Annotated in this window: 21 protein-coding genes and 1 pseudogene; 9 read left to right on the forward strand and 13 right to left on the reverse strand. The window is 73.1% G+C overall.

The features are described 5' to 3' along the window. Positions 1–119 precede the first annotated feature (119 nt). The 3 genes from IF651_RS07920 to IF651_RS07930 all read left to right on the forward strand — a co-directional run bounded on the left by IF651_RS07920 (position 120) and on the right by IF651_RS07930 (position 3006). Entirely contained in the window at positions 120–1067 is a 948-nt protein-coding gene (locus IF651_RS07920) for an ATP-binding cassette domain-containing protein (RefSeq protein WP_191828573.1), read from the forward strand. After that, the gene (locus tag IF651_RS07925; RefSeq protein WP_191828574.1) at positions 1064–1888 is read left to right on the forward strand and encodes an ABC transporter permease; all 825 of its coding nucleotides are present in this window, start codon (positions 1064–1066) and stop codon (positions 1886–1888) included. The genes IF651_RS07920 and IF651_RS07925 overlap by 4 nt, the downstream gene beginning before the upstream one ends. Positions 1889–2001: 113 nt before the next feature. Next, the gene (locus IF651_RS07930; RefSeq protein ID WP_191828575.1) at positions 2002–3006 is read left to right on the forward strand and encodes a TetR/AcrR family transcriptional regulator; all 1005 of its coding nucleotides are present in this window, start codon (positions 2002–2004) and stop codon (positions 3004–3006) included. Positions 3007–3031: 25 nt separating this feature from the next. Here IF651_RS07930 and IF651_RS07935 read toward each other — a convergent pair whose 3' ends face one another. Together IF651_RS07935 and IF651_RS18350 are read right to left on the reverse strand one after the other, a co-directional pair. Then, a complete protein-coding gene (locus IF651_RS07935; RefSeq protein ID WP_422110465.1) occupies positions 3032–4354 on the reverse strand; it encodes an ATP-binding cassette domain-containing protein in 1323 nt (440 codons plus the stop codon). Between the two features lie 113 nt (positions 4355–4467). Further along, positions 4468–5026, reverse strand: a pseudogene (locus tag IF651_RS18350) (ATP-binding cassette domain-containing protein); the annotation flags it as partial. Between IF651_RS18350 and IF651_RS07940 the strand changes: the two are divergent. Beyond that, entirely contained in the window at positions 5025–6122 is a 1098-nt protein-coding gene (locus IF651_RS07940) for an acetylxylan esterase (RefSeq protein WP_191828577.1), read from the forward strand. The pseudogene IF651_RS18350 and the gene IF651_RS07940 overlap by 2 nt on opposite strands. Positions 6123–6179: 57 nt before the next feature. Here IF651_RS07940 and IF651_RS07945 read toward each other — a convergent pair whose 3' ends face one another. The 4 genes from IF651_RS07945 to IF651_RS07960 form a co-directional block, all read right to left on the reverse strand. Next, a complete protein-coding gene (locus tag IF651_RS07945) occupies positions 6180–7148 on the reverse strand; it encodes a 4-(cytidine 5'-diphospho)-2-C-methyl-D-erythritol kinase (RefSeq protein WP_191828578.1) in 969 nt (322 codons plus the stop codon). After that, positions 7145–8011, reverse strand: a complete 867-nt coding sequence (gene rsmA, locus IF651_RS07950) for a 16S rRNA (adenine(1518)-N(6)/adenine(1519)-N(6))-dimethyltransferase RsmA (protein WP_191828579.1) — start codon at positions 8009–8011, stop codon at positions 7145–7147. The genes IF651_RS07945 and rsmA overlap by 4 nt, the downstream gene beginning before the upstream one ends. Positions 8012–8099: 88 nt before the next feature. Continuing rightward, complete coding sequence (locus IF651_RS07955) at positions 8100–9470, reverse strand: transglycosylase family protein (RefSeq protein ID WP_338403838.1); 1371 nt, start codon at positions 9468–9470, stop codon at positions 8100–8102. Between the two features lie 447 nt (positions 9471–9917). Beyond that, positions 9918–10256 carry an HTH domain-containing protein gene (locus IF651_RS07960; RefSeq protein WP_191828580.1) on the reverse strand — a complete coding sequence of 113 codons (339 nt, stop codon included), beginning with the start codon at positions 10254–10256 and terminating at the stop codon, positions 9918–9920. Between the two features lie 152 nt (positions 10257–10408). Between IF651_RS07960 and IF651_RS07965 the strand changes: the two genes are divergently transcribed. Next, complete coding sequence (locus IF651_RS07965; protein WP_241744238.1) at positions 10409–10810, forward strand: VOC family protein; 402 nt, start codon at positions 10409–10411, stop codon at positions 10808–10810. Positions 10811–10826: 16 nt separating this feature from the next. Here IF651_RS07965 and IF651_RS07970 read toward each other — a convergent pair whose 3' ends face one another. From IF651_RS07970 to IF651_RS07995, 6 genes are all read right to left on the reverse strand, one after another. Then, on the reverse strand, positions 10827–11993 hold the full coding sequence (locus IF651_RS07970) for an aggregation-promoting factor C-terminal-like domain-containing protein (protein ID WP_338403839.1): 1167 nt from the start codon (positions 11991–11993) through the stop codon (positions 10827–10829). Between the two features lie 141 nt (positions 11994–12134). Beyond that, positions 12135–13049 carry a TatD family hydrolase gene (locus IF651_RS07975; protein ID WP_191828582.1) on the reverse strand — a complete coding sequence of 305 codons (915 nt, stop codon included), beginning with the start codon at positions 13047–13049 and terminating at the stop codon, positions 12135–12137. Between the two features lie 58 nt (positions 13050–13107). Beyond that, complete coding sequence (gene metG, locus IF651_RS07980) at positions 13108–14910, reverse strand: methionine--tRNA ligase (RefSeq protein WP_191828583.1); 1803 nt, start codon at positions 14908–14910, stop codon at positions 13108–13110. A gap of 63 nt (positions 14911–14973) precedes the next feature. Continuing rightward, positions 14974–16245 (reverse strand): aggregation-promoting factor C-terminal-like domain-containing protein, encoded by a 1272-nt coding sequence (locus IF651_RS07985; RefSeq protein ID WP_191828584.1) that lies wholly within the window; start codon positions 16243–16245, stop codon positions 14974–14976. A 302-nt stretch (positions 16246–16547) separates the two neighbouring features. Further along, positions 16548–17885, reverse strand: a complete 1338-nt coding sequence (locus tag IF651_RS07990; RefSeq protein ID WP_338403840.1) for a PQQ-dependent sugar dehydrogenase — start codon at positions 17883–17885, stop codon at positions 16548–16550. 23 nt (positions 17886–17908) lie between these two features. Continuing rightward, a complete protein-coding gene (locus tag IF651_RS07995; protein WP_191828586.1) occupies positions 17909–19090 on the reverse strand; it encodes an aminotransferase class I/II-fold pyridoxal phosphate-dependent enzyme in 1182 nt (393 codons plus the stop codon). A gap of 187 nt (positions 19091–19277) precedes the next feature. On the opposite strand from IF651_RS07995, the gene IF651_RS08000 reads away from it, so the two are divergent. The 3 genes from IF651_RS08000 to IF651_RS08010 are packed head-to-tail and all read left to right on the forward strand — an operon-like array spanning position 19278 to position 21128. Then, on the forward strand, positions 19278–19658 hold the full coding sequence (locus IF651_RS08000) for a VOC family protein (protein WP_191828587.1): 381 nt from the start codon (positions 19278–19280) through the stop codon (positions 19656–19658). Positions 19659–19661: 3 nt separating this feature from the next. Then, positions 19662–20492 carry a MerR family transcriptional regulator gene (locus tag IF651_RS17420; protein ID WP_206715239.1) on the forward strand — a complete coding sequence of 277 codons (831 nt, stop codon included), beginning with the start codon at positions 19662–19664 and terminating at the stop codon, positions 20490–20492. A gap of 39 nt (positions 20493–20531) precedes the next feature. Continuing rightward, entirely contained in the window at positions 20532–21128 is a 597-nt protein-coding gene (locus IF651_RS08010) for an isochorismatase family protein (RefSeq protein ID WP_191828588.1), read from the forward strand. 71 nt (positions 21129–21199) lie between these two features. On the opposite strand, the gene rsmI is transcribed toward IF651_RS08010, so the two are convergent. Further along, positions 21200–22129, reverse strand: coding sequence for a 16S rRNA (cytidine(1402)-2'-O)-methyltransferase (gene rsmI / locus IF651_RS08015; protein WP_191828589.1), 930 nt, complete (start codon positions 22127–22129; stop codon positions 21200–21202). Positions 22130–22162: 33 nt separating this feature from the next. Here rsmI and IF651_RS08020 point away from each other — a divergent pair, with 33 nt between their 5' ends. After that, positions 22163–23866, forward strand: a complete 1704-nt coding sequence (locus IF651_RS08020) for a dolichyl-phosphate-mannose--protein mannosyltransferase (RefSeq protein ID WP_191828590.1) — start codon at positions 22163–22165, stop codon at positions 23864–23866. Positions 23867–23882: the final 16 nt, after the last annotated feature.

The following is a 23882-nucleotide window of genomic DNA, read 5'->3' on the forward strand; positions in this document are numbered from 1 at the left end:
CGACCCCGAGAGCCCTTGCCATCGGTCAACGTACGTGTTTATGGTGTAAACATCGTTTATGGCATACACATCGTGTGCGCCGCACACAGACTGCACCGACCGACGAGAAGGAGAATGCGATGGACCAGCCGATGATCGCCGTCCAGGGGCTCGAGAAGTCCTACGGCGCCCACCACGTGCTGCGGGGCGTCGACCTCACGGTCCGCCACGGCGAGATCTACGCGCTGCTCGGGCAGAACGGCGCCGGCAAGACCACGGCGGTCAACATCCTCACGACCCTCGTCCGACCGGATGCGGGCACCGCGAGGATCGGGGGCGCCGACGTCACGACCGACGCCGGCCGGGTCCGCGAGCTCATCGCGCTCACCGGCCAGTACGCGGCGGTGGACGAGTTCCAGACCGGCGCGGAGAACCTCGTCATGATGGCGGACCTCGCCCACCTGCCCCGGCGCACCGTGCGCACCCGCGCGGCCGAGCTGCTCGAGCGGTTCGACCTGACCGCAGCCGCGGGCCGACGCGTCGGGACCTACTCGGGCGGGATGCGTCGGCGCCTCGACCTGGCGATCAGCCTCGTCGCGGACCCGGCGCTCCTCGTGCTCGACGAGCCCACGACGGGCCTCGACCCCGCCTCGCGCTCCCAGCTCTGGGAGGTCGTCCGTGGCCTCGCGGCCGACGGGACGACCGTCCTGCTCACCACGCAGTACCTCGAGGAGGCCGACCGCCTGGCCGACACGATCGCCGTCCTGCACGACGGCCGCGTCGCCGCGCGCGGCACGGCGAGCGAGCTCAAGTCCCTCGTCGCGGGCGACCACGTGCGCGTCGCGTTCGAGGACCGCGCGAGCCTCGCCGCGGCGACCGACCTCGCGGCCGGGCTCGGCATGGTGTCGACCACGACCGACGACAAGGACCTGTCCCTGTCCGCACCCAGCGCCGACCCCGTGCGCACCATCCGCGACCTGCTCGCGGCGGCCGACACGCACCGGCTCGCCGTCAGCGGAGTCAGCGTCGTCAAGCCCACGCTCGACGACGTGTTCCTCGCCCTGACCTCGAAGGAGACCGCACGATGACCACCACGACCCTGCCGGCCCGCGCGACGCGCGGCGTGCCCGCGACCCGTCGCCCCCAGTCCGTCGGCACGGCCGTGCGCGACGTACGCACGATGGTCGCGCGCGAGACGCGGCGCCAGCTGCGCAGCGTCGACGGGCTGGTCACCGCCCTCGTCCTGCCGGTCGCGATCATGCTCGTGTTCGTGGTGATCTTCGGCGGTGCCATCTCGGGCGGCAGCGGCGACTACATCGACTACGTCGTGCCGGGCGTCCTGGTCATGTGCCTCGGGTTCGGCTCGGCGACCGCCGCCACCGCGGTCGCGCAGGACATGACGAGCGGCACGATCGACCGCTTCAAGACGCTGCCGATCTTCGGCCCGTCGGCGCTGTGGGGCCACGTCCTGGCGAGCGTCGCCCGCAACCTCGTCTCGGCGTGCACCGTCGTGCTCGTGGCGGTCGCCCTCGGCTTCCGGCCCGACGCCGGCCCGCTGGGCTGGGTGGGCGTCGTGGGCTTCGCGGTGCTCGCCGTCCTCGCCTTCACGTGGCTGAGCGCGGCTCTCGGCCTGGTGCTGAGCGTGGACGCGTCGCAGTCGGTGAACATGCTGTTCCTGTTCGTGCCCTATCTCAGCTCGGGCTTCGTCCCCGTCGACACCATGCCGACGTGGCTGCACGGCTTCGCCGAGCACCAGCCGTTCACGCCGATCATCGAGACGCTGCGCGGCCTGCTCTCCGGCTCGGGGGACGGCGCCACCGCGGCGGCGGCGACAGCCTGGCTAGCAGGAACCCTGATCGTGAGCACCACGGCCGGCTCGATCCTCTACCATCACCGCACGGCTCGCTGACCATGCCCCTACCTCCCGTCGAGCATGTGCCCGTGTCCCGTCCCGAGCCCGGAACAGGCCGCAGGCACATGCTCGGCGGGGACGGGTGGGTGTGGGTCGGGGATGATGGTTCGATGAGTGATGTGAGTGAGCTTCCGCACCGACTCGCGCTCGCGTGGGGGGTGGCCGAGCGGCCCGAGCGTGCGCCGAAGCGTGAGCTGAGCATCGAGCGGATCGTCGAGGCCGCCGTCGAGATCGCCGACACCGACGGCCTCGCGGCGGTCTCGATGGCGAAGGTCGCGCAGAGCCTCGGCTTCACGACGATGTCTCTCTACCGGTACGTGACGAGCAAGGACGACCTGCTGCTGCTCATGCAGGAGGCCGTGCTCGACGTCGAGTACCCCCCGGCGCACGACCCGGCCGACTGGCGCGCCGAGCTGCGGGAATGGGTGCAGTTCACGATGGAGCTCTTCCGGGCACACACCTGGTACCTCTCGATCCCGGTCACCGGCGCCCCGTTCACGCCGAACAACCTGCGCGCGGCGGACGCCGGTCTCCGCGCGCTGCGCTCCACCCCGCTCGACGAGGAGGAGAAGATGTCCGTCATCCTCCTGACCAGCGGGTACACGAAGAGCGCGGTACAGCTCGAGGCCGACCTGGCCCGAGCCGAGCACTCCCCCGACGGCGTACCGGACGAGGCGGCCGTCGTCGCGGCGCTGCGCACGCTCGTGGACGACGTGCGCTTCCCGAACCTGTACCCGCTGGTCGACTCCGGGGCGTACGGCGGAGAGGGCCAGATCGACGACACGGCGTGGGGGCTCGAACGCATCCTCGACGGGCTCGAGAGCTACGTCGGGGTGCGCGCCGCCGGCGCCCCCGGGGCAGGTCGCGACGTCCGCTCGGAGCAGGACCCGGGCGGGACGGAGCCCGACGAGGAGGCGGACGACGCCGGGCACGACCAGGTGTCCGCGCACGCGCGAGATCCCCGGGTGAAGCGAGCCGCGCTCCAGCGGCGCGACGCCGAACGGCGCCTGCGGGAGGCGCAGAAGTCGGTGCGCGAGCTCGAGAGGTCGCTGCGCGACGCGCGACGGGCAGAGCGCGACGCCGTGCGGGCGGCAGTGGAGAAGTCCCGGGACTGACGCAGGGACCGCGAGCCGACCGCCGTCAGCCGGCGATCTCCGCAGCCTCGAGCCACGCCGCCTCGAGCTCGTCCTTCTCCGCGGCGAGCGTGCGCAGCTCCGCGTCCAGGCCCGCGACCGCCTCGTAGTCGGTCGCCTGCGCGGCCAGCCGGTCGTGCAGCCGCGCCTCGGCCTCGGCGATCTTCGTCAGGCGCCGCTCGATGCGGTTGATCTCCTTCTTCGCGGCGCGGAGTTCGGCCGCGGACGGGCCCGGCGTCGCGGCGGGCACGCCGTCGGGATCCAGCGCACCGCCGGTCCCCGAGGTGCCGGCGTCCGACGGCGCCCCCGCGGTCGAGGCCGGCCCCGCCGCGGCGAGCGCGGCGTTGCGCAGCGCGAGGTACTGCTCGACGCCGCCGGGCAGGTCCCGGATGCGGCCGTCGCCGAGCAGGGCGACCTGACGGTCGGCGACGCGCTCGAGCAGGTACCGGTCGTGCGAGACGACGACCAGGGTGCCGGGCCAGCCGTCGAGCAGGTCCTCGAGCGCGGCGAGCGTGTCGGTGTCGAGGTCGTTGGTGGGCTCGTCGAGGAGGAGCACGTTCGGCTCGGCCACGAGGAGCCGCAGGAGCTGGAGGCGGCGGCGCTCGCCACCGGACAGGTCGCGCACGAGCGTCTGGGAGCGCTCGCGCGTGAAGCCGAGCCGCTCGACGAGCTGGGACGCCGTGAGCTCCTTGCCGTCGACGACGACCGAGCGCTTCTCGCTCTCGATCACCTGGACGACCCGCAGGCCCGCGATGTCGTCGAGCTCGTCGACGTCCTGGGTGAGCTCCGCGACCTGCACGGTCTTGCCACGCTTGACGCGCCCGGACTCGGGCTCGCGGCGCCCGGCGAGCAGTGCGAGGAGCGTCGTCTTGCCGGCGCCGTTCACGCCGACGACGCCGTACCGGTCGCCCGGGCCGAGGCGCCAGGTGACGTCGTCGAACAGCACGCGGCGGTCGCCGCCCGCACTCTCCGCCGTATGCCCGGCACCCGGAGCCACGGGCCGCGCGGGGACCGTCACGGTGACGTCCTCGAGGTCCAGCACGTCCTTGCCGAGCCGCTTGGTCGCGGTGCGCGTGAGCTCCGTCGTGTCGCGCGGCGCGGGGACGTCGGCGATGAGCGCGTTCGCGGCGTCGATCCGGAACTTCGGCTTGCTCGTGCGCGCAGGCGCGCCACGGCGCAGCCACGCGAGCTCCTTGCGCAGCAGGTTGTTGCGCTTCTCGGCGGTGACCGCCGCGGTCCGCGCCCGCTCGGCGCGCGCGAGCACGTACGCGGCGTACCCGCCCTCGTAGCCCTCGATCGCGCCCGACCCGTCGCCGCGCACCTCCCACATCCGCGAGCACACCGCGTCGAGGAACCAGCGGTCGTGCGTCACGACCACGAGCGCGCCCCGCGCACCCGGCCGCGCGAACCGCGAGCGCAGGTGCTCCGCGAGCCACGCGACGCCCTCGACGTCGAGGTGGTTGGTCGGCTCGTCCAGGAGCAGCACGTCGTGGTCGGCCACGAGCAGCGCCGCGAGCGCGACGCGGCGCCGCTGGCCGCCGGACAGCGTGTCCGCCGAGGCGTCGAGGTCGAGGTCGGCGAGCAGCCCGTCGTGGACCGCGCGGATGCTCGCGTCCGACGCCCACGCGTGCGTCTCGGAGTCGCCGTGCACGAGGTCGCGGATGGTCGCGCCCGTCCCGACGTCGTCGCGCTGGTCGAGCAGACCGGCCCGCAGGCCGCCCACCCAGGTGACCCGGCCGGCGTCGGGCTGCTGCGTCCCGGCGACCAGGCGCAGGAGCGTCGACTTCCCGGCGCCGTTGGGGCCGACGATGCCGACGCGGTCGCCGTCGTCGAGACCGAGCGAGACGTCGTCGAGCAGGGTGCGCGTGCCGACGGTCAGGGAGATGCCGTCGACGCCGAGAAGGTGTGCCACCCGACGAGCGTAGGCGCCCGGCACGTCGGACGAGGAATCCGTCGAGGCAGGTGGGAGCATCACGCCGACGCAGCGGTAGGGTCCGGGCATGCCGCTGTTCGACCTGCCGCTCGCCGATCTCGAGGCCTACTCCCCCACCATCGACGAACCGGCCGACCTCGACGCGTTCTGGACGACGACGCTCGCCGAGTCCCGGGAGGCGGGCGGGGAGCTCGCCGAGACGGTGCGGCTCGAGCGGGTGGACGCCGGGCTCCCCCTCGTCGTGGTCGACGACATGACGTTCCCCGGGTTCGGCGGTCACGCGATCAAGGCCTGGCTCGTGCGGCCGGCCGACGCGGCCCGCGCGGCGGTGACCGGGGACGGGCCGCCGCTGCCCGCTGTCGTCGAGTTCATCGGGTACGGCGGTGGGCGAGGGCTCGCGCACGAGCACCTGACCTGGGCGAACGCCGGGTACGCCCACCTCGTCGTCGACACGCGCGGCCAGGGCAGCCGCTGGGGCGCGGGCGGCGGGACGCCCGACCCGGTCGGGTCCGGACCGGCCGTGCCCGGCTTCCTCACGCGAGGCCTGGCCGATCCCCACGACCACTACTACCGGCGCGTCTTCACCGACGGCGTGCGCGCCGTCGACGCGATCCGCTCCCTGCCCGGGATCGACCCGGCGCGCGTCGCCGTGGCCGGGATCAGCCAGGGTGGCGGCATCGCGGTCGCGGTGGCGGGTCTCGCCGACGGCCTGGCCGCGGCGACGCCGGACGTACCGTTCCTCTCGCACTACCGCCGCGCCGTCGAGATCACCGACCGCGACCCGTACGGGGAGATCACGCGGTACCTCGCCGTCCACCGAGGTGCGGAGGAGGAGGTGTTCCGCACGCTCTCCTACGTGGACGTCGCTCTCCTCGCACGCCGCGCCACGGCCCCCGCGCTGTTCTCCGTCGGGCTGATGGACCTCACGTGCCCGCCGTCCACGGTGTACGCGGCGTACAACGGCTGGGGTGCCGCCTCGGCCGCGCCCCACGGCGCGGGCGACACGGGCGGCGTCACCGGCGGTGGCACGAGCGGCACGGTCGACCGGGCGATCGACGTCTACCGCTTCAACGACCACGAGGGCGGGCAGGGCTACCGGTTCGCACCCCAGCTCGCGTGGCTACGCACCCACCTGCCGCACGAGAACCCGCACCCCGCGGGATAGCACTGCGAGCCCGAGACGGGAACCTGGTCCCGGCCGGGATCCCGGCACGGCGACGCGCTACCTCAGGTTGCCGGGACGCTCTCTGGACGCGCGGGGGACGACGCGCGCTCCCGCCGCGGGCGCCGTCGTGCAGTAGACGGCGTCGCACGCGTCCTCGGCGGTCCAGTGCGCCCCGATGGCCAGAGCGTGCTGGCGGCTGCGCGCCAGCGCGGCGACCGTCGGGCCGGAGCCGGAGACGATCGCCCCGAGCGCGCCGGCGTCGAGCGCGAGGTCGATGGTCCGCCCGAGCGCCGGGCGCAACGAGATCGCGGCGTCCTGCAGCTCGTTGTGCAGGGTCTGCCCCAGCCCCACCGGGTCGCCGGCGCGCAGCGCCTGCATGAGCGCGGTGTCGTCGGCCAGCTCGAGCTCGGACGCCGCGGCAGCGGACTCGTCGAACGCCCGGAACACCGCAGGGGTCGACAAGCCCTCCCTGCTGGCGGCGAACACCCAGTGGAACTCGCCGCGGACCATCGCGGGCGTCAGCGCGTGCCCGCGCCCCGTACCCACCGCGGTGTGCCCGACGAGCCCGAACGCGACGTCGGACCCGAGGCCTGCCGCCAGCTCCAGCAGCTCGGAGCGGGGCACGTGCGTCTCCCACAGCGCGTCGCACGCGACGAGCGCCGCGGCGGCATCGGCGGAGCCCCCGGCCATGCCTCCCGCGACAGGCACCTCCTTGACGATCTCCAGCCGGACGTCCGGGTCGATGCCGACGTGGGCGGCCAGCGCCTCGGCCGCGCCCCACGCGAGGTTGGATCGGTCGGTCGGGACGAGCTCGGCCTGCAGACCGGTCACGCCGAGCGACACGCCCGCGCCCGCGGGCACCTGGTGGGCCACGACCTCCTCGCTCAGCCCGACCGCCTGGAAGATCGTCACGAGCGGGTGATACCCGTCGTCCTGCAGCGCGCCCACGCGGAGCGACAGGTTGACCTTCCCCGGCGCGCGCACGCGGACCGACGGCAGCGGCGCTGCCGTCAGGTGCGGACTCACGCGCCCACCATGGCGAGGCTCTCGGCGATCCGGGCGAAGTCCTGCACGTCCAAGGTCTCGCCGCGCGCCTGCGGGTCGACGCCCGCCGCCTCGAGCACGACCGTGGCGGCGGCCGACGACCCGGTGATCCCCGCGAGCGCGGAACGCAGCATCTTGCGCCGCTGGGCGAACGCGGCGTCGATCACGGTGAAGACCTCCTCGCGCGACGCGGTCGTGACGGGAGGCTCGCGCCGGTCGAGCGCGACGAGCGCGGAGTCGACGTTCGGGACGGGCCAGAAGACGGCACGCCCCACGGTCCCGGCACGCCGGGCCGACGCGTACCACGCGGCCTTGACCGACGGGACGCCGTAGGTCCGCGAGCCCGGGCCGGCAGCGAGCCGGTCCGCGACCTCGGACTGGACCATGACGAGCACCCGCTGGAGCGAGTCGAACCGTTCGAGGAACGTGAGCAGCACCGGCACGGCCACGTTGTAGGGCAGGTTCGCGACGAGCGCGGTGGGCGGTGGGCCGGGCAGCTCCACGACGTCCAGCGCGTCCGCGCCGACCACCTCGAGCCGGTCGCCCAGGTCGGGCACGTGCGCCGCCACCGTCGTCGGGAGCTGGCGCGCGAGCACCGGGTCGATCTCGACCGCGACGACGCGGGCCCCCACCTCGAGGAGGCCGAGCGTCAGCGAGCCCAGCCCCGGGCCGATCTCGACGACGCGCTCCCCCGCGGTCACGCCCGACGTCCGGACGATCTTGCGGACCGTGCCTCCGTCGTGCACGAAGTTCTGCCCGAGCGTCTTCGTCGGGCGCACGCCGAGGCGCCCCGCCAGGTCGCGGATCTCGGCCGGACCCAGCAGGGCGCCTCGCGTGTCGTTCATGATCGCCCAGCCTACCGACTGCCCGGACGCGCCGAGGGGCGGGGCGCAGTGCGCGCCCCGCCCCTCGGCGTCGTTCCTCGTGGTCGGCTCAGCGCAGCCCGAGCTTGGCCGAGCACGCGGGCCACTGGCCCCAGCCCGACTGTGCCTGGAGCTTCTTGGCGAGCCGCGTCTGCTCGGCGGCCGAGTTCTCCGACGGGAGACCGGAGCCGCCCATGGCGTGCCACGTCTGTGCCGAGAACTGGTACAGGCCGTAGTAGCCGTTGCCGGTGTTCGTCGCCGGGTTGCCGCCGGACTCGCACTGGGCGAGCTGCGCCCAGACGCCCGCGGGCGCGGACCCCGTGGCCTTGGGGGCGGGTGCCGGGGAGGACGAGCCCGACGACGACGAGCCGGACGAGTCGGACGACGAGTCGGACGAGCTCGACGAGGTGCTCGGCGCGGGCTCGGGCTCCGGCTCGGGCTCCGGCGCGGGACGCGCCTTCGTGCCCTCGACGACGATCTTGTCGACGGGCTTCGTGGTCACCTTCGCCGAGAGCTTCTCGCGGGACTCCTCCTCACCGTCCACCGTGGTGACCGAGTACACGGTCGTGTGGACGCCCTTCTTGCCCTCCTGGGTCACGACGGGCCCGAGGTCGGCGTAGCGGGAGTCGTCCTTCTTGGTGACGGTCTCGAAGTCGATCTTCTTGGTCTTCTTCTCGTCCTCGACCTTGACGCGCTGCACGACGAGCGACACGTCCGGCTCGTCGGCGGGTGCGTCGTCGTCGCGCACCACGTGCACGCGGTCGAGGTCGGCGAGGACGACGCCCTGCTGGTCGAGGATGCCGTCGATGCCGACGCTGCCGTCGGGCGCGACCTTCGTCTCGCCGTCGGCGACGACGTTCACGGGGCCGTCCGCCTCGAGGCGGATCGGCAGGGACGCGCGCTCGCCGGAGCGCGACGCCACGAGACGCACGTCGCTGCCGCGGGAGGACAGGGTGGTCAGGGCCTCGTCCGCGTCGAGCGCGGTCAGCCAGACGGAGTCGTCCTCGCCGTCGATCTGGACGGGCACCTCGCGCCCGTAGCGCACGACGACGTCGCTCCCGCCGCGCAGCGCGGCGCCGGACGCGGGGACCACGAGGTCGTGATCGTCCACGCTCACGCCCTGCTCCTCGAGGAGGCCGTCGACGGAGCCGGCAAAGGTGGAGACGGTGGTGATCTCGCCGTCGACGTCGAGCTCGACGGTCTTGTGGGCGCTGGCGTAGGCGACACCGCCGGTGGCAAGGAGGGCGACGGCGGTCGCGCCGGCGACGATCGGCCAGCGGCGACGGCGGGCCGTCGGGGTCGAGGCGGCTGCTGCCGGCGTCTCGACCGTGGGGTCGAAGAGGGTCTGGGTGGAGTCGGTGCTCTGTGGAGCTCCGGCCGCGTCCGCGGTCCGTCGGAAGGGATTGTTCACTCGGGTCCAGTCGTCGAGGGGCCCGGGCACGGATGCTCGACGGCGCGTGCGCACCACCCGTGGCCTCGGCGCGCGTGCGCACCGTGCCGCCCGCCTCCGCAGGGACGGGCACCACAAGGTCTCGAACAGCCGATCCGGCTACCGGCGACGCCTCGACACCCCTTCCCCAGGGTCCGACGGCGACGCATCGTCCGCGCGATCGTGCACCGTGCTCCACCGACCGGTCCGGTCCGTCGAAGGTGCGCTCACACATCGGGCGACGATCGACCGTAACCGATCCGTTATCGAAGTCCAACCCCTGGCGCGATATGTTCGGAGGTTCTGTCCGAGTATCTCCGTGAATGTCGGAGCAGTCTCCACGCACTCCTCACGAGCGGGTCGCACGACCCGACGGCCGTCACGCGCGCCCCGCCGCGCGAGCAGCTCGCTCGCCCGCGCGCTCGAGGACCACGCGCAGCTCCGGCGGGTCGATCACGGTCAGCCGACGGCGCGCAGGCTCGTCGACCCGTCGTGCGAGCGATACTCCACGCGCAGCCCGACACGATCGCGCACGGCGGTCGCGACGTCGGTCAGGACCTGCGGGTCGACCGTCGGCCCTCCCGCCGGAACGCTCACCAGGGCTGCGCGCAGCGCGTCGGCGCCCGTGGCCCCGGGCGTCGAGCGCACCTCGTACCCGAGCAGCCGCAGCCGCTCGACGTCGTTGCGCACCGTGCGCGTCGTCACACCCAGCCGGCCCGCCAGCTCGGGCCCCGTCCAGGTCGGGCGCGACGGCAGCAGCGCGAGCAGCCGCAGGAGGCGGACGGAGGTGTCGAGCACGGCTCCATCCTCCGGCACCGACGCGGAAAGAGGAACCGAAGGTTCCGCAAAGGCTCGTAGCGTCGCGCTCACGGCCGAGAAGCCGTGCACGGCGAGGGCGCAGACCCGCCCGCGCACGAGACCACGCGAGGGAGACGAGCATGCTGCGAGGGATGGCGACGCTGAACCTGTGGGCGGACGACCTGGAGGCCGCCTCGGCCTGGTACACGGCCGTCCTCGGCCGCGAGCCCTACTACGTGGTCCCGGGCGGCTACGTGGAGTTCCGCGTCGGGGACCACGAGCACGAGCTGGGGATCATCGCGCGCTCGTACTCGCCGCACCCCCAGCCCGACGCACCGGGGGGCGCTGTCGTCAACTGGCACGTCGGCGACGTGCGGTCGTCGTTCGCCCGTCTCCTCGAGCTGGGTGCGACCGAGTACGAGGGAGTCGTCGAGCGTGGGAACGGCGAGGGGTTCGTCACCGCAGCCGTCGTGGACCCGTTCGGCAACGTCCTCGGCATCATGGAGAACCCGCACTACGTGCGCATGCTCACGCGAGCCGACGACGTGAGGTGACGGAGGCTGCGACCCGTCAGTACCAGCCCACGGCCACCGAGTGCGACCAGGCGGAGCACGGTGTCCCGTAGCGGCCCTCGACGTAGCCGAGGCCCCACGTGATCTGGGTCGCCGGGTTGGTCCGCCAGTCGGAACCCGCGCTCGCCATCTTCGACCCGGGCAGCGCCTGCGGGATCCCGTACGCGCTCGAGGACGGGTTGTCGGCATCGACGCGCCAGCCGCTCTCCTTGGCCCAGAGCTTGTCGAGGCACGAGAACTGGTCGTCCCCCCAACCCCGTTGCGCTGCCAGCGACCGGGCGATCGCGCGAGACGAGCCGGGGTCGACCGAGACCGAGACGTCCATCGTGCCGATCTTGATGATCTCGTCGCGCGGCTCGACGGTCACGACCTGCGCGAGCACCGTGCGAGACACCTCCGCGCCGCCGAGGGTCTCGACGGAGTACGTCGTCGTGGCCTCGCCCACGTGGCCCGACTGCACCACGACCCGGTGGCCCTCCGGCAGGTTGGGGTCCTCCACCTCCTCGGTCTCGAACGGCAGGACCTCGGTCGAGGTGTCCGACGTCGCCGCGGCCCGGCTCACGAGGACGAGCATGCCGTCGACGGCGGCGGCGTCGAGCGGCGCGGACGTGCTGTCGCCCTCGGCCAGCGTGATCCCCGCCTGGGCGAGGGCACCCCGGACCGTGGCCTCGGGTGTCGTGATGGGCATGACCACACCGTCCACGGCGACGCGCACGGTCTTGAGGGTCGAGACGCGGATCGGCTCGCGGCCCAGCTCCTGGGAGCGCGAGACGTCGGTGACGGCGTTCTCCGCGCGCGGTCCGAGGTAGGTCAGGAGCTCTCCCACCGTCTGCGCGGTCGTGGTGATCGTCTGCTCGCGGCCGTCGATCTCGAGCGTGACGTCCTGGCTCGAGCGCACGAGGATCGTTCCGCCGTCCCGGGCCGGGTCGTCGAGCGCCGGCTCGACGAGATCCTCGGGCGCGACCGAGACGTCCTGGTAGTCGAGCACCTGGGCGACGGTCCGGCCGTACGCCGAGACCTGGTGGACGTCACCGTCGACGTCGAGGACCACGCTCTTGTGCATCGTCGCGAAGGCCCCGATGACCCCGAGGAGGGTGACGACGACCGCCCCCTGTGCCACGACGCGCTGCATGCGGCGGCGCACGGTCCCGTCAGGTGCGAGCACGCGGCGTTCCCTCCTGGGCGGGTCGGACTCCCTCTGCGGGCCCGACGCACGGGTGCGTGACGTCGAACGGTGCACGAGGCACCGTGTCGACCGTAGCGGACGCGGGCGCCCGGGTGAAACCTCCGGTTCACCCGGTCGCGGCTACCAGGAGCCGTAGACGCTCGTCGACGTCGCGGAGATCTGCCGGCACAGGTCGTCGACGTCGATGTCGCGCTCCGACGCGAGGGTACGCACGGTCACCGGCAGGACGTACGGAGCGTTCGGACGGCCGCGGTAGGGGTGCGGCGTGAGGTACGGGGCGTCGGTCTCCACGAGCACCTGGCCGAGGGGGACCTCGCGCAGAGCCGCGCGCAGCCCGTCGTTGGCGCGGAACGTGACCGGACCGGCGAACGAGAGGTACCAGCCCTGCCCGGCGCAGAACCGTGCCATCGCGGCGTCGCCCGAGAAGCAGTGGAAGACCGTGCGTTCCGGCGCGCCGTCGCGGGCGAGCACGTCGAGCACCTCTGCGTGCGCGTCCCGGTCGTGGATCTGCAGCGCGAGGCCCAGCTCCTTCGCGAGCGCGACGTGGGCCCGGAACGCCTGACGCTGTACATGCTCGCCCTGGGCGCCTGTACGGAACAGGTCCATGCCGGTCTCACCGATCGCCCGCACCCGCTCGTTCGCGCGCGCGATGGCCGCGACCTCGGCGATCGCCTCGTCGAGGGAGACCGCGTGGTGCGCCTGGGGGGCGGGCTCGAGCCCGTCCGGCCCGACCTCCCGCACCCCCCCGTGCAGCACGGCCTCGTTCGGATGGATGGCCACGGCCCCCACCACGGACGAGATCCCGCCACGCAGGAGGGCGTCGGTCCAGCGTGCCGACGGCAGGTCGCAGCCGACCTGGACGACCCGGTCCACACCTACCGCGGCTGCGCGCTCCAGGTGCGCTGCCGGGTCGGGGGCAGGGACGTCGTCGGGCAGGACGTCCGCGATCGAGTCCAGGTGCGTGTGGTTGTCGACCACGGGGACCCGGAGCGGCTCCGGGTCCGGCGGCCATCCGCGTTCGCGGTTCCTGGCCATGCCTCCTCCTTCGCCGAGGTAGGACGTCTCGTTCGGGGACCGAGCTCCTGCGTCGGGCTCAGGAGGACTCGCGCAACCGGTCCAGCTCGTCCTCGACGATCGAGTCGTCGAGCTTGGTGAACACCGGGGTCGGCTTGCCCACGGGCGTGCCGGGGGCCACCGGGCGCGGCTCCCACGCCGGGACCGTCCCACCCTCCCCCTGGCGGTAGTCGCCGGTGATGATCGGGTAGCGGCGCGAGTCGTCGTCGAGGTCCGTGACCTCGTCGATGCGCGGCTGCGGGGCGAACGTGCCGGTTCCGCCGAACGCCTCGTGCACCTGCTGGGCCGAGTGCGGCAGGAACGGCGACAGGATCGTGTTGAGGTCGCTCACGGCCTGCGTCACCGTGTGCAGCACGGTCCCGAGCCGCTCCGGGTCGGTCTTGAGCTTCCACGGCTCGGTGTCCGAGACGTACTTGTTCACCTCGCCGACCGTCTTCATCGCCTCGGCGACCGCGGCACGCTGGCGGTGCGTCGCGATGAGCTCGCCGACCCGGCCGAACGCCGTGGTCGTCGTGGCGAGCACGCCCTCGTCGACCGGGTGCCGCTCGCCCGGCGTCGGGATCGCGCCGAAGTTCTTGTGCACCATGCTCGCCGTGCGGTTCACGAGGTTGCCCCAGCCCGCGACGAGCTCGTCGTTGGTCCGGCGCTGGAAGTCCGCCCACGTGAAGTCGACGTCCTGCGTCTCGGGGCCCGCCGAGGCGACGTAGTAGCGGAACGCGTCCGGCTGGTAGCGCGCGAGCATGTCGCGCACGTAGATCACGACGCCGCGCGAGGACGAGAACTTCTGCCCCTCGACGTTGAGGAACTCGCTCGAGACGACCTCGGTCGGCAGCTGCAGGTTGCCGTACGGGCCGGGCGCACCGCCCTTGCTCCCCCGGCCGTCGTACGCCAGCAGCTCGGCCGGCCAGATCTGGGAGTGGAACGTGATGTTGTCCTTTCCCATGAAGTAGTACGACCGCGCCTCCGGGTCGTTCCAGAACGCGCGCCACGCGTCCGGGTCGCCCGAGCGGCGCGCCCACTCGATCGAGGCGGACAGGTACCCGATCACCGCGTCGAACCAGACGTAGAGGCGCTTGCTCGGGTTGTCCTCCCACCCGTCGAGCGGGACGGGGATCCCCCAGTCGATATCTCGCGTCATGGCGCGCGGGCGCACGTCGTCGAGCAGGTTGAGCGAGAACTTCAGGACGTTCGGACGCCACGCGGTGCGCGTGCGCAACCAGTCCCCCAGCGCGTCGACGAACGCCGGCAGGTCGAGGAAGAAGTGGTTCGACTCCACGAACTTCGGCGTCTCGCCGTTGATCTTGCTCTTCGGGTTGATCAGGTCGATCGCGTCGAGCTGGTTGCCGCAGTTGTCGCACTGGTCACCGCGCGCGCCGTCGTACCCGCAGATGGGGCACGTGCCCTCGATGTAGCGGTCCGGCAGCGTGCGGCCCGTGGACGGCGAGATCGCGCCCATGGTCTTCTGCTCGACCATGTAGCCGTTCTTGTGGACCGTGCGGAACATCTCCTGCACGACGGCGTAGTGGTTGCGCGTCGTGGTCCGCGTGAAGAGGTCGTACGTCAGGCCGAGCTGCTGCAGGTCCTCGGTGATGACGCGGTTGTAGCGGTCCGCGAGCTGCTGCGGGCTCACGCCCTCCTTGTCGGCCTGCACGAGGATCGGCGTGCCGTGCTCGTCCGTCCCGGAGACCATGAGGACGTCGTGACCCGCCATGCGCATGTGCCGGCTGAAGACGTCCGACGGAACACCGAAACCTGCGACGTGACCGATGTGGCGCGGGCCGTTCGCGTACGGCCACGCCACGGCCGAGAGGATGTGGGTCATGGGGCCCGATCCTAGTCGTCCGTCGCGGTCAGGCGCCCGGACGTCCGGGAGCGCACGGTCCGCTCAGTACCAGTTGACCGACTGCGAGTGGCTCCACGCTCCGCACGGCGAGCCGTACGAGCCGGCGATGTAGTCCAGGCCCCACGCGATCTGCGTCGCCGGGTTGGTCGCCCAGTCGGAGCCCTTGGAGGCCATCTTCGAGCCCGGCAGCGACTGCGGGATCCCGTAGGCGCTCGACGTCGGGTTGTCCGCCGTCGTGCTCCAGCCCGACTCCTTGGTCCACAGGTTGTCGAGGCACTGCCACTGGGCACCGGTCCAGCCGCGCTCGGCCGCCATCAGCTTCCCGATCGTCTTGGGGTCCTTCGGGCGCTCCTTGGTCCCTCGCACCACGACCTTGTCCACGGGCTTCGTGGTGACCTCGTCGGACACGACGTCGCTGGACTCCTCCGAGCCGTCGACGAGCGTGACGTCGGCGACGGTGGTCCGCGTGCCCTTCTTGCCCTCGCGCTTCACGACGGCGGGGTCGTCGGTGTAGCGCGACGAGTCGGACTTCTCGACGGTCTCGAACGGCAGCGCCTTCGTGGTCTTCTCGCGCTTCACCTCGACCCGCTGCACCACCAGGGCGACGGCGGCGTCCGCCTCGTCGTCCTCGGTCGGGCGCACGCTCACCCGGTCGAGCTCACCGAGCTCGACGTCGGCCTCGGCGAGCACCGCGTCGGCACCGGCGCTGCCGTCGGGGACGGTCACCGTCTCGTCGTCGGCGACGACCTCGACCGGACCGTCGGTGTCGAGCCTGATCCCGAGCGACGCACGCTCGCCGGAGCGCGACGCGACGAGGCTGACGTCGTCACCGCGCGCTGCGAGCGTGTCGAGGGCCTCGTTCGCGTCGAGAGCGGTGAGCCAGACGTCCGAGGGCTTCCCGTCCGTCTCGACGGTGACCTTCTTGCCCAGGCGAACGACGACGTCGGAGCCCTCGTGCAGCGGCTGGGCCGGGTCCGGGGCGACCGCGTCGCGATCGTCGACCTCGACCCCTGCCGCGTCGAGGGCACCGGCGACCGTCCCTGCGGTGGTGGTCACGGTCCGGGTCGACCCGTCGACGTCGACCGTGACGGTCTTGCTCGCGTGGCTGTAGGTCACCGCACCGGTCCCGACGAACGCGAGCGCGGTCGCGGCAGCGACGACGGTGAGCCGCCGACGACGGGACGAGCGGTTCAGGGCGCGCCGGTTCGCGCGCGTGGTCGGCGTCGTGGTGTCGGACGCCGTGCCGCCGTCGGGAGTCTGGTGGACGTCCTCGGGCGCGACCGCGGGCGCGGTCGTACGGAAGGGGTTGCGCATGGTGGTCCAAGTCTTCGGGAGGTATCCGGGCCCGGCCGGATGTCCGCACGCCTCGTGGAGACGCGGGAGTCCGTTCCGGTTCAGCCCGTCCGGCCGTGAGTCGGCGTCACGCCTGGTGCGCGTCCGACGCCGCGAGCTCGCGTGGCCGATACACCTTCCAGGTGCATCCTGCAGCACGAGACAATCGACCGTAACCGATCCGTTATGAACGACCAAACCACGCGGGGACGCTCCCAGACTCTTCACGAACGCTCACCGGGGCGTGCACCCGGTGGTCGCGAGCGCGCGGCGATATCGGACGATCAGGACGCAGGGCTGATCGCGACGCGCACGAGCCGGTCGTCCCCGCTGCGCGGCTCGCCGCGTCCGTCGGTGTTGTTCGTCAGGACGTAGAGGGCCGACGACCCGTCCTCGCCCTGCTCGACCGCGGGATCGACGAGCACGGCGCGCAACCGGCCCAGGTCCTCGACCACCACCTGGGGCTCACCGAACGCGTCGGCGGACGACCCGCCGTCGGGCGACGCGAACGGGACGCGCCACAGCCGCTCGCCTCCCAGCCCTGCGAGGTACGCGCCCTCGCGCGTGGCGGCGAGACCGCTGGGCGAGGCGTCGTCGGTCCCCCAGATCGCGACCGGGTCCACGAACCCGTCGGCCTGCCCGCCCGATCCCTCGACGTCGGGCCAGCCGTAGTTGCCACCGGGTTCGACGACGTTGAGCTCGTCCCACGTGTTCTGCCCGAACTCGCTCGCGAGCATCCGCCCCGTCGGGTCCCAGGCGATCCCCTGGACGTTGCGGTGCCCGAGGCTCCACACCGGCGACCCGGGCTCCGGATTGTCGGGGGCGGGCTCGCCGTCGACCGTGATGCGCAGGATCTTCCCACCGAGCGACCCGGGATCCTGCGACGTGCCGTCCTGCGTCGCGTCCCCGGTCGCGACGTAGAGGAACCCGTCGGGACCGAAGGCGAGCCGTCCCCCGTCGTGGAACTGCGCGGCGGGGATCCCGTCGAGCACGACGTCGAGCTCGGACAGCCCGGTACCGTCCAGCGTCCCGCGCAGCACCTCGTTCCCGTCCGCGGCCGTGCGGTACACGAACACCTCGCCCGCGCCGTCGCCCCCCTCGGGACCCACCGCGACCCCGAGCAGTCCCGACTCGCCGCCCGTCACCGTCTCGTCCCGCAGCTCGTCGGCACCGGGCCCGCCCACGTCCTGGATCTCGCCCGAGTCGGGGTCGACGACCACGAGACCGCGCTCGTCGCGCAGCGAGACGAGCAGCGTCCCGTCCGGCAGGCCCGCGAGCCCCCACGGCGCGTCGAGGCCGGTCGCGACGTCGGCCACCTCGACCTCCACGTCGGGGACGACGACGAGCCCCGTCTCACCGGACGGCGTCGGGTCGGTCTCGGCCGGCTCCTCCGGGGGCTCCGAGGAGGCGTCGGACGTCGCGGGCGGACCGCCCGAGCCGGAGCCGGTGGGCGAAGGCCCCTGCCCGGACGAGCAGGCCGCGAGCGCCGCGGCGAGCACACCGATGACGACGGCGGCTCCGCGCCGACAGCAATTTCGCATCACCCCATCGTCGCGGTTCAGGCGCCCGCCCGCGAGGTCGACCCGTACGTCCGAGATCGACCCTCGGTGGGTCGACGTCACGACGTACAGGTCGATCTCGCGGGTCAGAGGCGCGTGAGGCCGCGCTTCAGGCCGCGGATCGCCTGGGCGATGCGGTGCTCGTTCTCGATGAGCGCGAAGCGGACGAACTCGTCGCCGCCCGGGCCGAAGCCGACGCCCGGCGAGACCGCGACGTCGCACTCGGAGACGATGTGGGTCGCGAACTCGATCGAGCCCATGTCGCGGTACGGCTCGGGGATGCGCGCCCACGCGAACATCGTGCCGCCCGGCTTGTGGATGTCCCAGCCGATGCGCTGCAGGCCGTCGTGGAGGGCGTCGCGCCGGGACTCGTACACGCCCGAGACCTCCTGCGGGTACTCGGTCGCCTCGTTGAGCGTCACGGTCGCTGCGATCTGGATGGGCTGGAACGTGCCGTAGTCGAGGTAGCTCTTGAGCTTCGCGAGCGCGCCCACGACGTCGCGGCGGCCCACGAGGAACGCCACGCGCCAGCCCGCCATGGAGAACGACTTCGTCATGGAGTACAGCTCGACGGCGACCTCGCGCGCGCCGTCGCACTCCATGATCGACGGCGGGCGGAACCCGTCGAACGTCATGTCGGCGTAGGCGAGGTCGTGCACGAGCACGACGTCCTTGTCGCGCGCCCAGTCGACGAGGCGCTGCAGGTCCTCCTTGGTCGCGACGGTCGTCGTCGGGTTGTGCGGGAACGACAGCACGACCACGCGCGGCTTGGGCCAGCCCAGCTCCCACGCCTCGATGATGCGATCGATGTACCCCGCGGCGTCCGTCCCGTCGCCGATGGGGACCTGCCGGGCGTCGGCACCCGCGAAGTAGGGACCCCAGATGTGGATGGGGTAGCTCGGGGTCGGGACGAGCGCGACGTCGCCCGGCTGCAGCAGCACCCACATGAGGTGGCTGAAGCCCTCCTTGGCGCCGATCGTCGAGATGATCTCCGTCTCCGGGTCGAGGCTCACACCGAACCTGCGCTGGTACAGGCCCGCGACGGCCTCGCGCAGCTTGGGGATCCCCCGCGACGCCGAGTAGCGGTGGTTGCGCGTGTTGTGCGCGGCCTCCGCGAGCTTCTCGACCGCGATCTCCGGGCTCGGCAGGTCCGGGTTGCCGAACCCCAGGTCCACGACGTCGCGACCTGCTCGGCGTGCCTCGATCTTCAGCCCGTCGATGATCGTGAAGACGTAGGGCGGCAGACCGGGGATCCGGCGGAACTCCATCGCAGTGCTCCAGCTCTGTGCAGGTGCCCGCGCGGGGCTCGCGCGGGACTCGGGTCCCGGAAGCGTACGCCCGCGCCTGCGGGCCCGCCGTCGCGTCTCGCCCAGGCCCTTGCACCTCACGTGGCGTGAGGGCCTACGGTCGTCGGGAGCGGCGGCGACGTACCGCCGCCCGGCGAGGGAGACGGACATGACACGCTTGGTCCCGTACCTGACGGTGCACGACGGCGCGGCGGCCGTCGCGTTCTACGCCGCGGCGTTCGGAGCGCGCGAGACGGGAGAGCGCTACGACGACGGCACGAAGATCGGGTTCGTCGCCCTCGGCATCGGTACGGACGTCTTCTACCTGTCGGACGAGTACCACGACCACGGCGCGTACGCCCCGGCGACCGTCGGGCACAGCACGAGCGCCGTCGTGCTCGAGGTCGACGACGTCGACGCGACCTACGCCGCGGCGGTCGCGGCCGGCGCGACGCCCGACCGCGAGCCCACCGAGCAGGACGGCGAGCGGCGCGGCTGGCTCGTCGACCCGTTCGGGCACCGGTGGGCCCTGAGCACCCCCACGCGGTGAACCGTGAGCAGCGAGGGGTCGAGCACCTGGCGCGTCGGTGAGCTCGCCGCCACCTCGGGGCTGACCGTGCGCACCCTGCACCACTACGACGACGTCGGCCTGCTGCGTCCAGACCGGACGCCGGCCGGGCACCGCGTCTACCGTCGCGAGCACGTCGAGCGGCTCTACCGGATCAGCGTCCTGCGGCGGTTCGGCACACCGCTCGACGAGATCTCGCGTGCTCTCGACGATCCCTCGTGGCGGCTCGACGGCGCGCTGCGCAACCACCTCGCCGCGCTCGAGCACGAGGTGCTGCGCACCGAGCGGCTGCTCCACCGGCTCACCGACGCGAGCACGTCGCTCCCCGGCGGAAGCGGCCCGGCGTCGTCGAGCGACGACGAGCCCGACACCGACGTCTGCCGCCGGCTGCTCGCGGTGCTCGAGGACACCGGGCTCGCGGCGACCGAACCGCTGCGCAGGATCGCGGTCCTCGTCTACGCGGACCTCGGGCGCGCCCACGAGCACCTCGTGCGCGTCTTCGGTCTGGAGCCCGGCCCGGTGCACCGTGACGACCAGGGTGAGGTCGTGCACGCCGAGGTGCGCACGGTGGACGGACTCGTGCTGCTGCACCGGGTCGCGCCGCGGTGGCGGCTCGCCTCGCCCGCGGCGCTCGGCGCGGCGACCGGGATGCTGGTCGTCACCGTGCAGGACGTCGACGCGCACCACGCCGCCGTCGTGGCGCGCGGGGGGACGATCACGTTCGGCCCGACGGACCAGCCCTACGGGGTGCGCGAGTACGGCGCGCTCGGGCCGGAGGACGAGCCGTGGTCGTTCTGGACCCCGCGCCGGGCCTGACTCCTGCCGACCGCACCGGCACGGTGGCAGAGTGGGACCATGACCGAGCTGACCCCGGACCGCCGCGCCCTGATCGTCGTCGACGTCCAGCCCACGTTCTGCGAGGGCGGCGAGCTCGCCGTCGAGGGTGGGAACGACGTCGCGCAGCGCATCGCGGACTTCGCGCGCGACCACCGCGGCGACTACGACCTCGTCGTGACGACCCAGGACTGGCACGTCGACCCCGGTGACCACTGGAGCGCGTCCCCCGACTTCGTCGACACCTGGCCGCCGCACGGGGTGGCGGGGACGCCGAACGCCGAGCTGCACCCCGCGCTCGCAGGGCTCGACGCGGACGTGGCCGTGAAGAAGGGCGAGTACCGGGCGGCCTACTCGGGCTTCGAGGGAGTCGACCCGCAGGGACGCGAGCTCGCGGACCTGCTGCGGGCCGCGGGCGTCGGGACGGTCGACGTCGTCGGCATCGCGGAGTCGCACTGCGTGCGGGCGACGGCCCTGGACGCCCACGCGCTCGGGCTCGCGACGCGGGTGCTCACCGACCTCACGGTGCCGGTGACGCCGGAGCTGGGCGCCGCGGCGCGCGAGGAGCTCCGGGCGGCAGGCGTCGAGCTGGACGTGAGCACCGTCGTCGGGCACTGATCCCCGACCTGTCAGCACTCCGTGAGTCCCCAGCCTCACCCCCGCTGACAGCTCGTCGGCGCAGGCCGTCGTCAGCGGGCTCGCGACTCCAGCGCTGCCGCGTACAGGTCGCGCTTGTGCACGCCCGCGGCCTCCGCGACCTCGGCCACGACCGACTTGAGCCGCTCGCCGCCGTCGACGCGCGCGAGCACCTCCGGCACCAGGTCCGCGAGCGGCACCGGGCCGCGCGCCGGAGCTCCGGAGACCACGACGCAGATCTCCCCTCGCAGCGCCTCGTCGGCCGCACGGGCCGCGAGCTCGCCCAGCCCGCCCCGCAGCACCTGCTCGTACGTCTTCGTCAGCTCGCGCGCGACGGCGGCCGGCCGGTCCGCGCCGAACGCGTCCGCCATCGCCGCGAGCGCCTCCGCGACCCGGTGCGGCGCCTCGAAGAAGACCATCGTCCGACGCTCGTCCGCGAGCGCGGCGAGCGCCCGTGACCGGTCCCCGGCCTTGCGCGGGAGGAACCCCTCGAAGCAGAACCGGTCCGTCGGCAGCCCGGACAGCGCGAGCGCGGTCAGCACGGCGCTCGGCCCCGGCGCCGACGTCACGGGGACGTCCCGCTCCACCGCCCGCGCCACGACCCGGAACCCGGGGTCGGACACGGCGGGCATCCCGGCGTCGGACACCACGAGGACGGTCCCCCCGCCCGCCACGACGTCGAGCAGGTCGTCCGCCCGCTCGCTCTCGTTGTGCTCGTGCAGGCTCACGACGCGCCCGCCGACCTGGACGCCGAGCCGCGACGCGAGCGCGTGCAGCCGACGCGTGTCCTCGGCCGCGACCACGTCGGCCTCGGCGATCAGGCGGCGCAGGCGCGGGCTCGCGTCCTCGACGTCGCCGATCGGCGTACCGGCGAGCACGAGGTGGCCCGCCTCGCGCGAGGCGGCCGCGGTGCCGGGCAGCACGTCGGAGCCGGTGCCGGACGTCGGCGCGCGGCGCGGGCGGTCGGGGGTCGGGGCGGGCATGGGGCCAGGGTGCCACAGCGGCGAGCGCCTACCATGTCCTGCGTGTCCCAGCCGCCGGCCGATCGCCATCCCGACGTGTCCGACCGACCCGCGGCCACGCCCGAGCGCGACCTGACGTCGAGCGTCGACGAGCCCCACCGCGACGTCGGCCCGACCGACCCGCCGAACCACCGTGAGCGGTTGCTCGTCGCGCTGCTGGGAGCGCGACGGCTGGCGCTGGGCGCCACGCGCCACGACCGGCTGTGGGGCTGGCTGGGCGTCGCGATCGTGGCCGTCGTCGCCGCGGTGCTCCGGCTGTGGAACCTCGGCAAGCCCGGCTCCCTCGTGTTCGACGAGACCTACTACGTCAAGCAGGCCTACACCCTGCTGCGCGTCGGCTACGAGGCGGACTGGCCCGAGGAGCCGAACCCCGCGTTCGAGGCGGGAGACGTCGACACGTACCTCCCGAGCGCCGACTACGTCGTCCACCCGCCGCTCGGCAAGTGGATGATCGCGAGCGGGATGCGACTGTTCGGCGGTGCCGAGAACCCGTGGTCCTGGCGCATCGCGTCCGCGGTCGTGGGCATCGTCGCGGTGGTCCTGGTCGCGCGCATCGCGCGACGGCTGTTCGCGTCGACCGCGATGGGGATCGTCGCCGGGGCGCTCATGGCCGTGGACGGCGAGGCGATCGTCCACTCGCGCATCGCGCTGCTCGACAACATGCTCATGTTCTGGGTGCTGGTCGCGTTCGGGTGCCTGCTGCTGGACCGCGAGCAGGCCCGACGGCGCCTCGCGGACCGCTGCGCCGCGATCCTCGACGCCGGGGGCGTGATCGGGAGGTACGGGCCGCGCCTCGGCTGGCGCTGGTGGCGGTTCGCCGCCGCCGTCTCGCTCGGCCTCGCGTGCGGGGTGAAGTGGTCCGGCATCTACTTCCTCGCGGTGTTCGCCGTGCTCTCGGTCCTGTGGGACGCGACGGCCCGCCGCACGGCCGGGGTCGGTCGCTGGTGGGAGGACGCGCTGATCGTCGACGCGATCCCCGCGGCGCTCGTCATGGTCCCGACGGCGCTGGTGTCCTACCTCGCCGCGTGGACGTCGTGGTTCGCCTCCTCCGGGGCCTACCTGCGCCAGTGGGCCGTGGAGAGCCCCGGGGAGGGCGTGCCGTGGCTCCCGCCGGCCCTGCGCTCCCTGTGGGAGTACCACCGCAGGATGTGGGAGTTCCACAACGGGCTCGAGTCGGACCACCCGTACGCCGCGCACCCCCTCGGGTGGATCGTGCAGTGGCACCCGACGTCGTTCTACTGGCGCAAGGACGCCGTCGGCGCGAGCGGGTGCGGCGTCGACACCTGCGCGCGCGCGATCACGTCGCTCGGCAACCCGATCCTGTGGTGGTCCGCGGCGCTCGCGGTCGTGGCGGCGCTCGTCCTGCTGCTCCTGCGGCGCGACTGGCGGGCCCTCGCGGTCCTCAGCGGCATCGCGGCCGGGTGGCTGCCGTGGTTCGGGTACGCGCACCGGACGATCTTCACGTTCTACTCGATCGCGTTCACGCCGTGGGTCGTGCTCACGCTCGTGTACGTCCTGACGGTCGCGCTGGAGGACACCGAGCACTCCCGGGTCCGGCGGTCCCACGTCCGCGCCGGGATCGTCGCGCTCCTGACGGTGATCGGCGTCGTGAGCGTGTTCTTCTACCCGGTCTGGACGGGCTGGCAGGTGCCGTACTGGTTCTGGAACGCGCACATGTGGCTGCCGAGCTGGGTGTGACCGGCGGACGCGTCGC

It is taken from the genome of Cellulosimicrobium arenosum (assembly GCF_014837295.1).
Taxonomy (GTDB): domain Bacteria; phylum Actinomycetota; class Actinomycetes; order Actinomycetales; family Cellulomonadaceae; genus Cellulosimicrobium; species Cellulosimicrobium arenosum.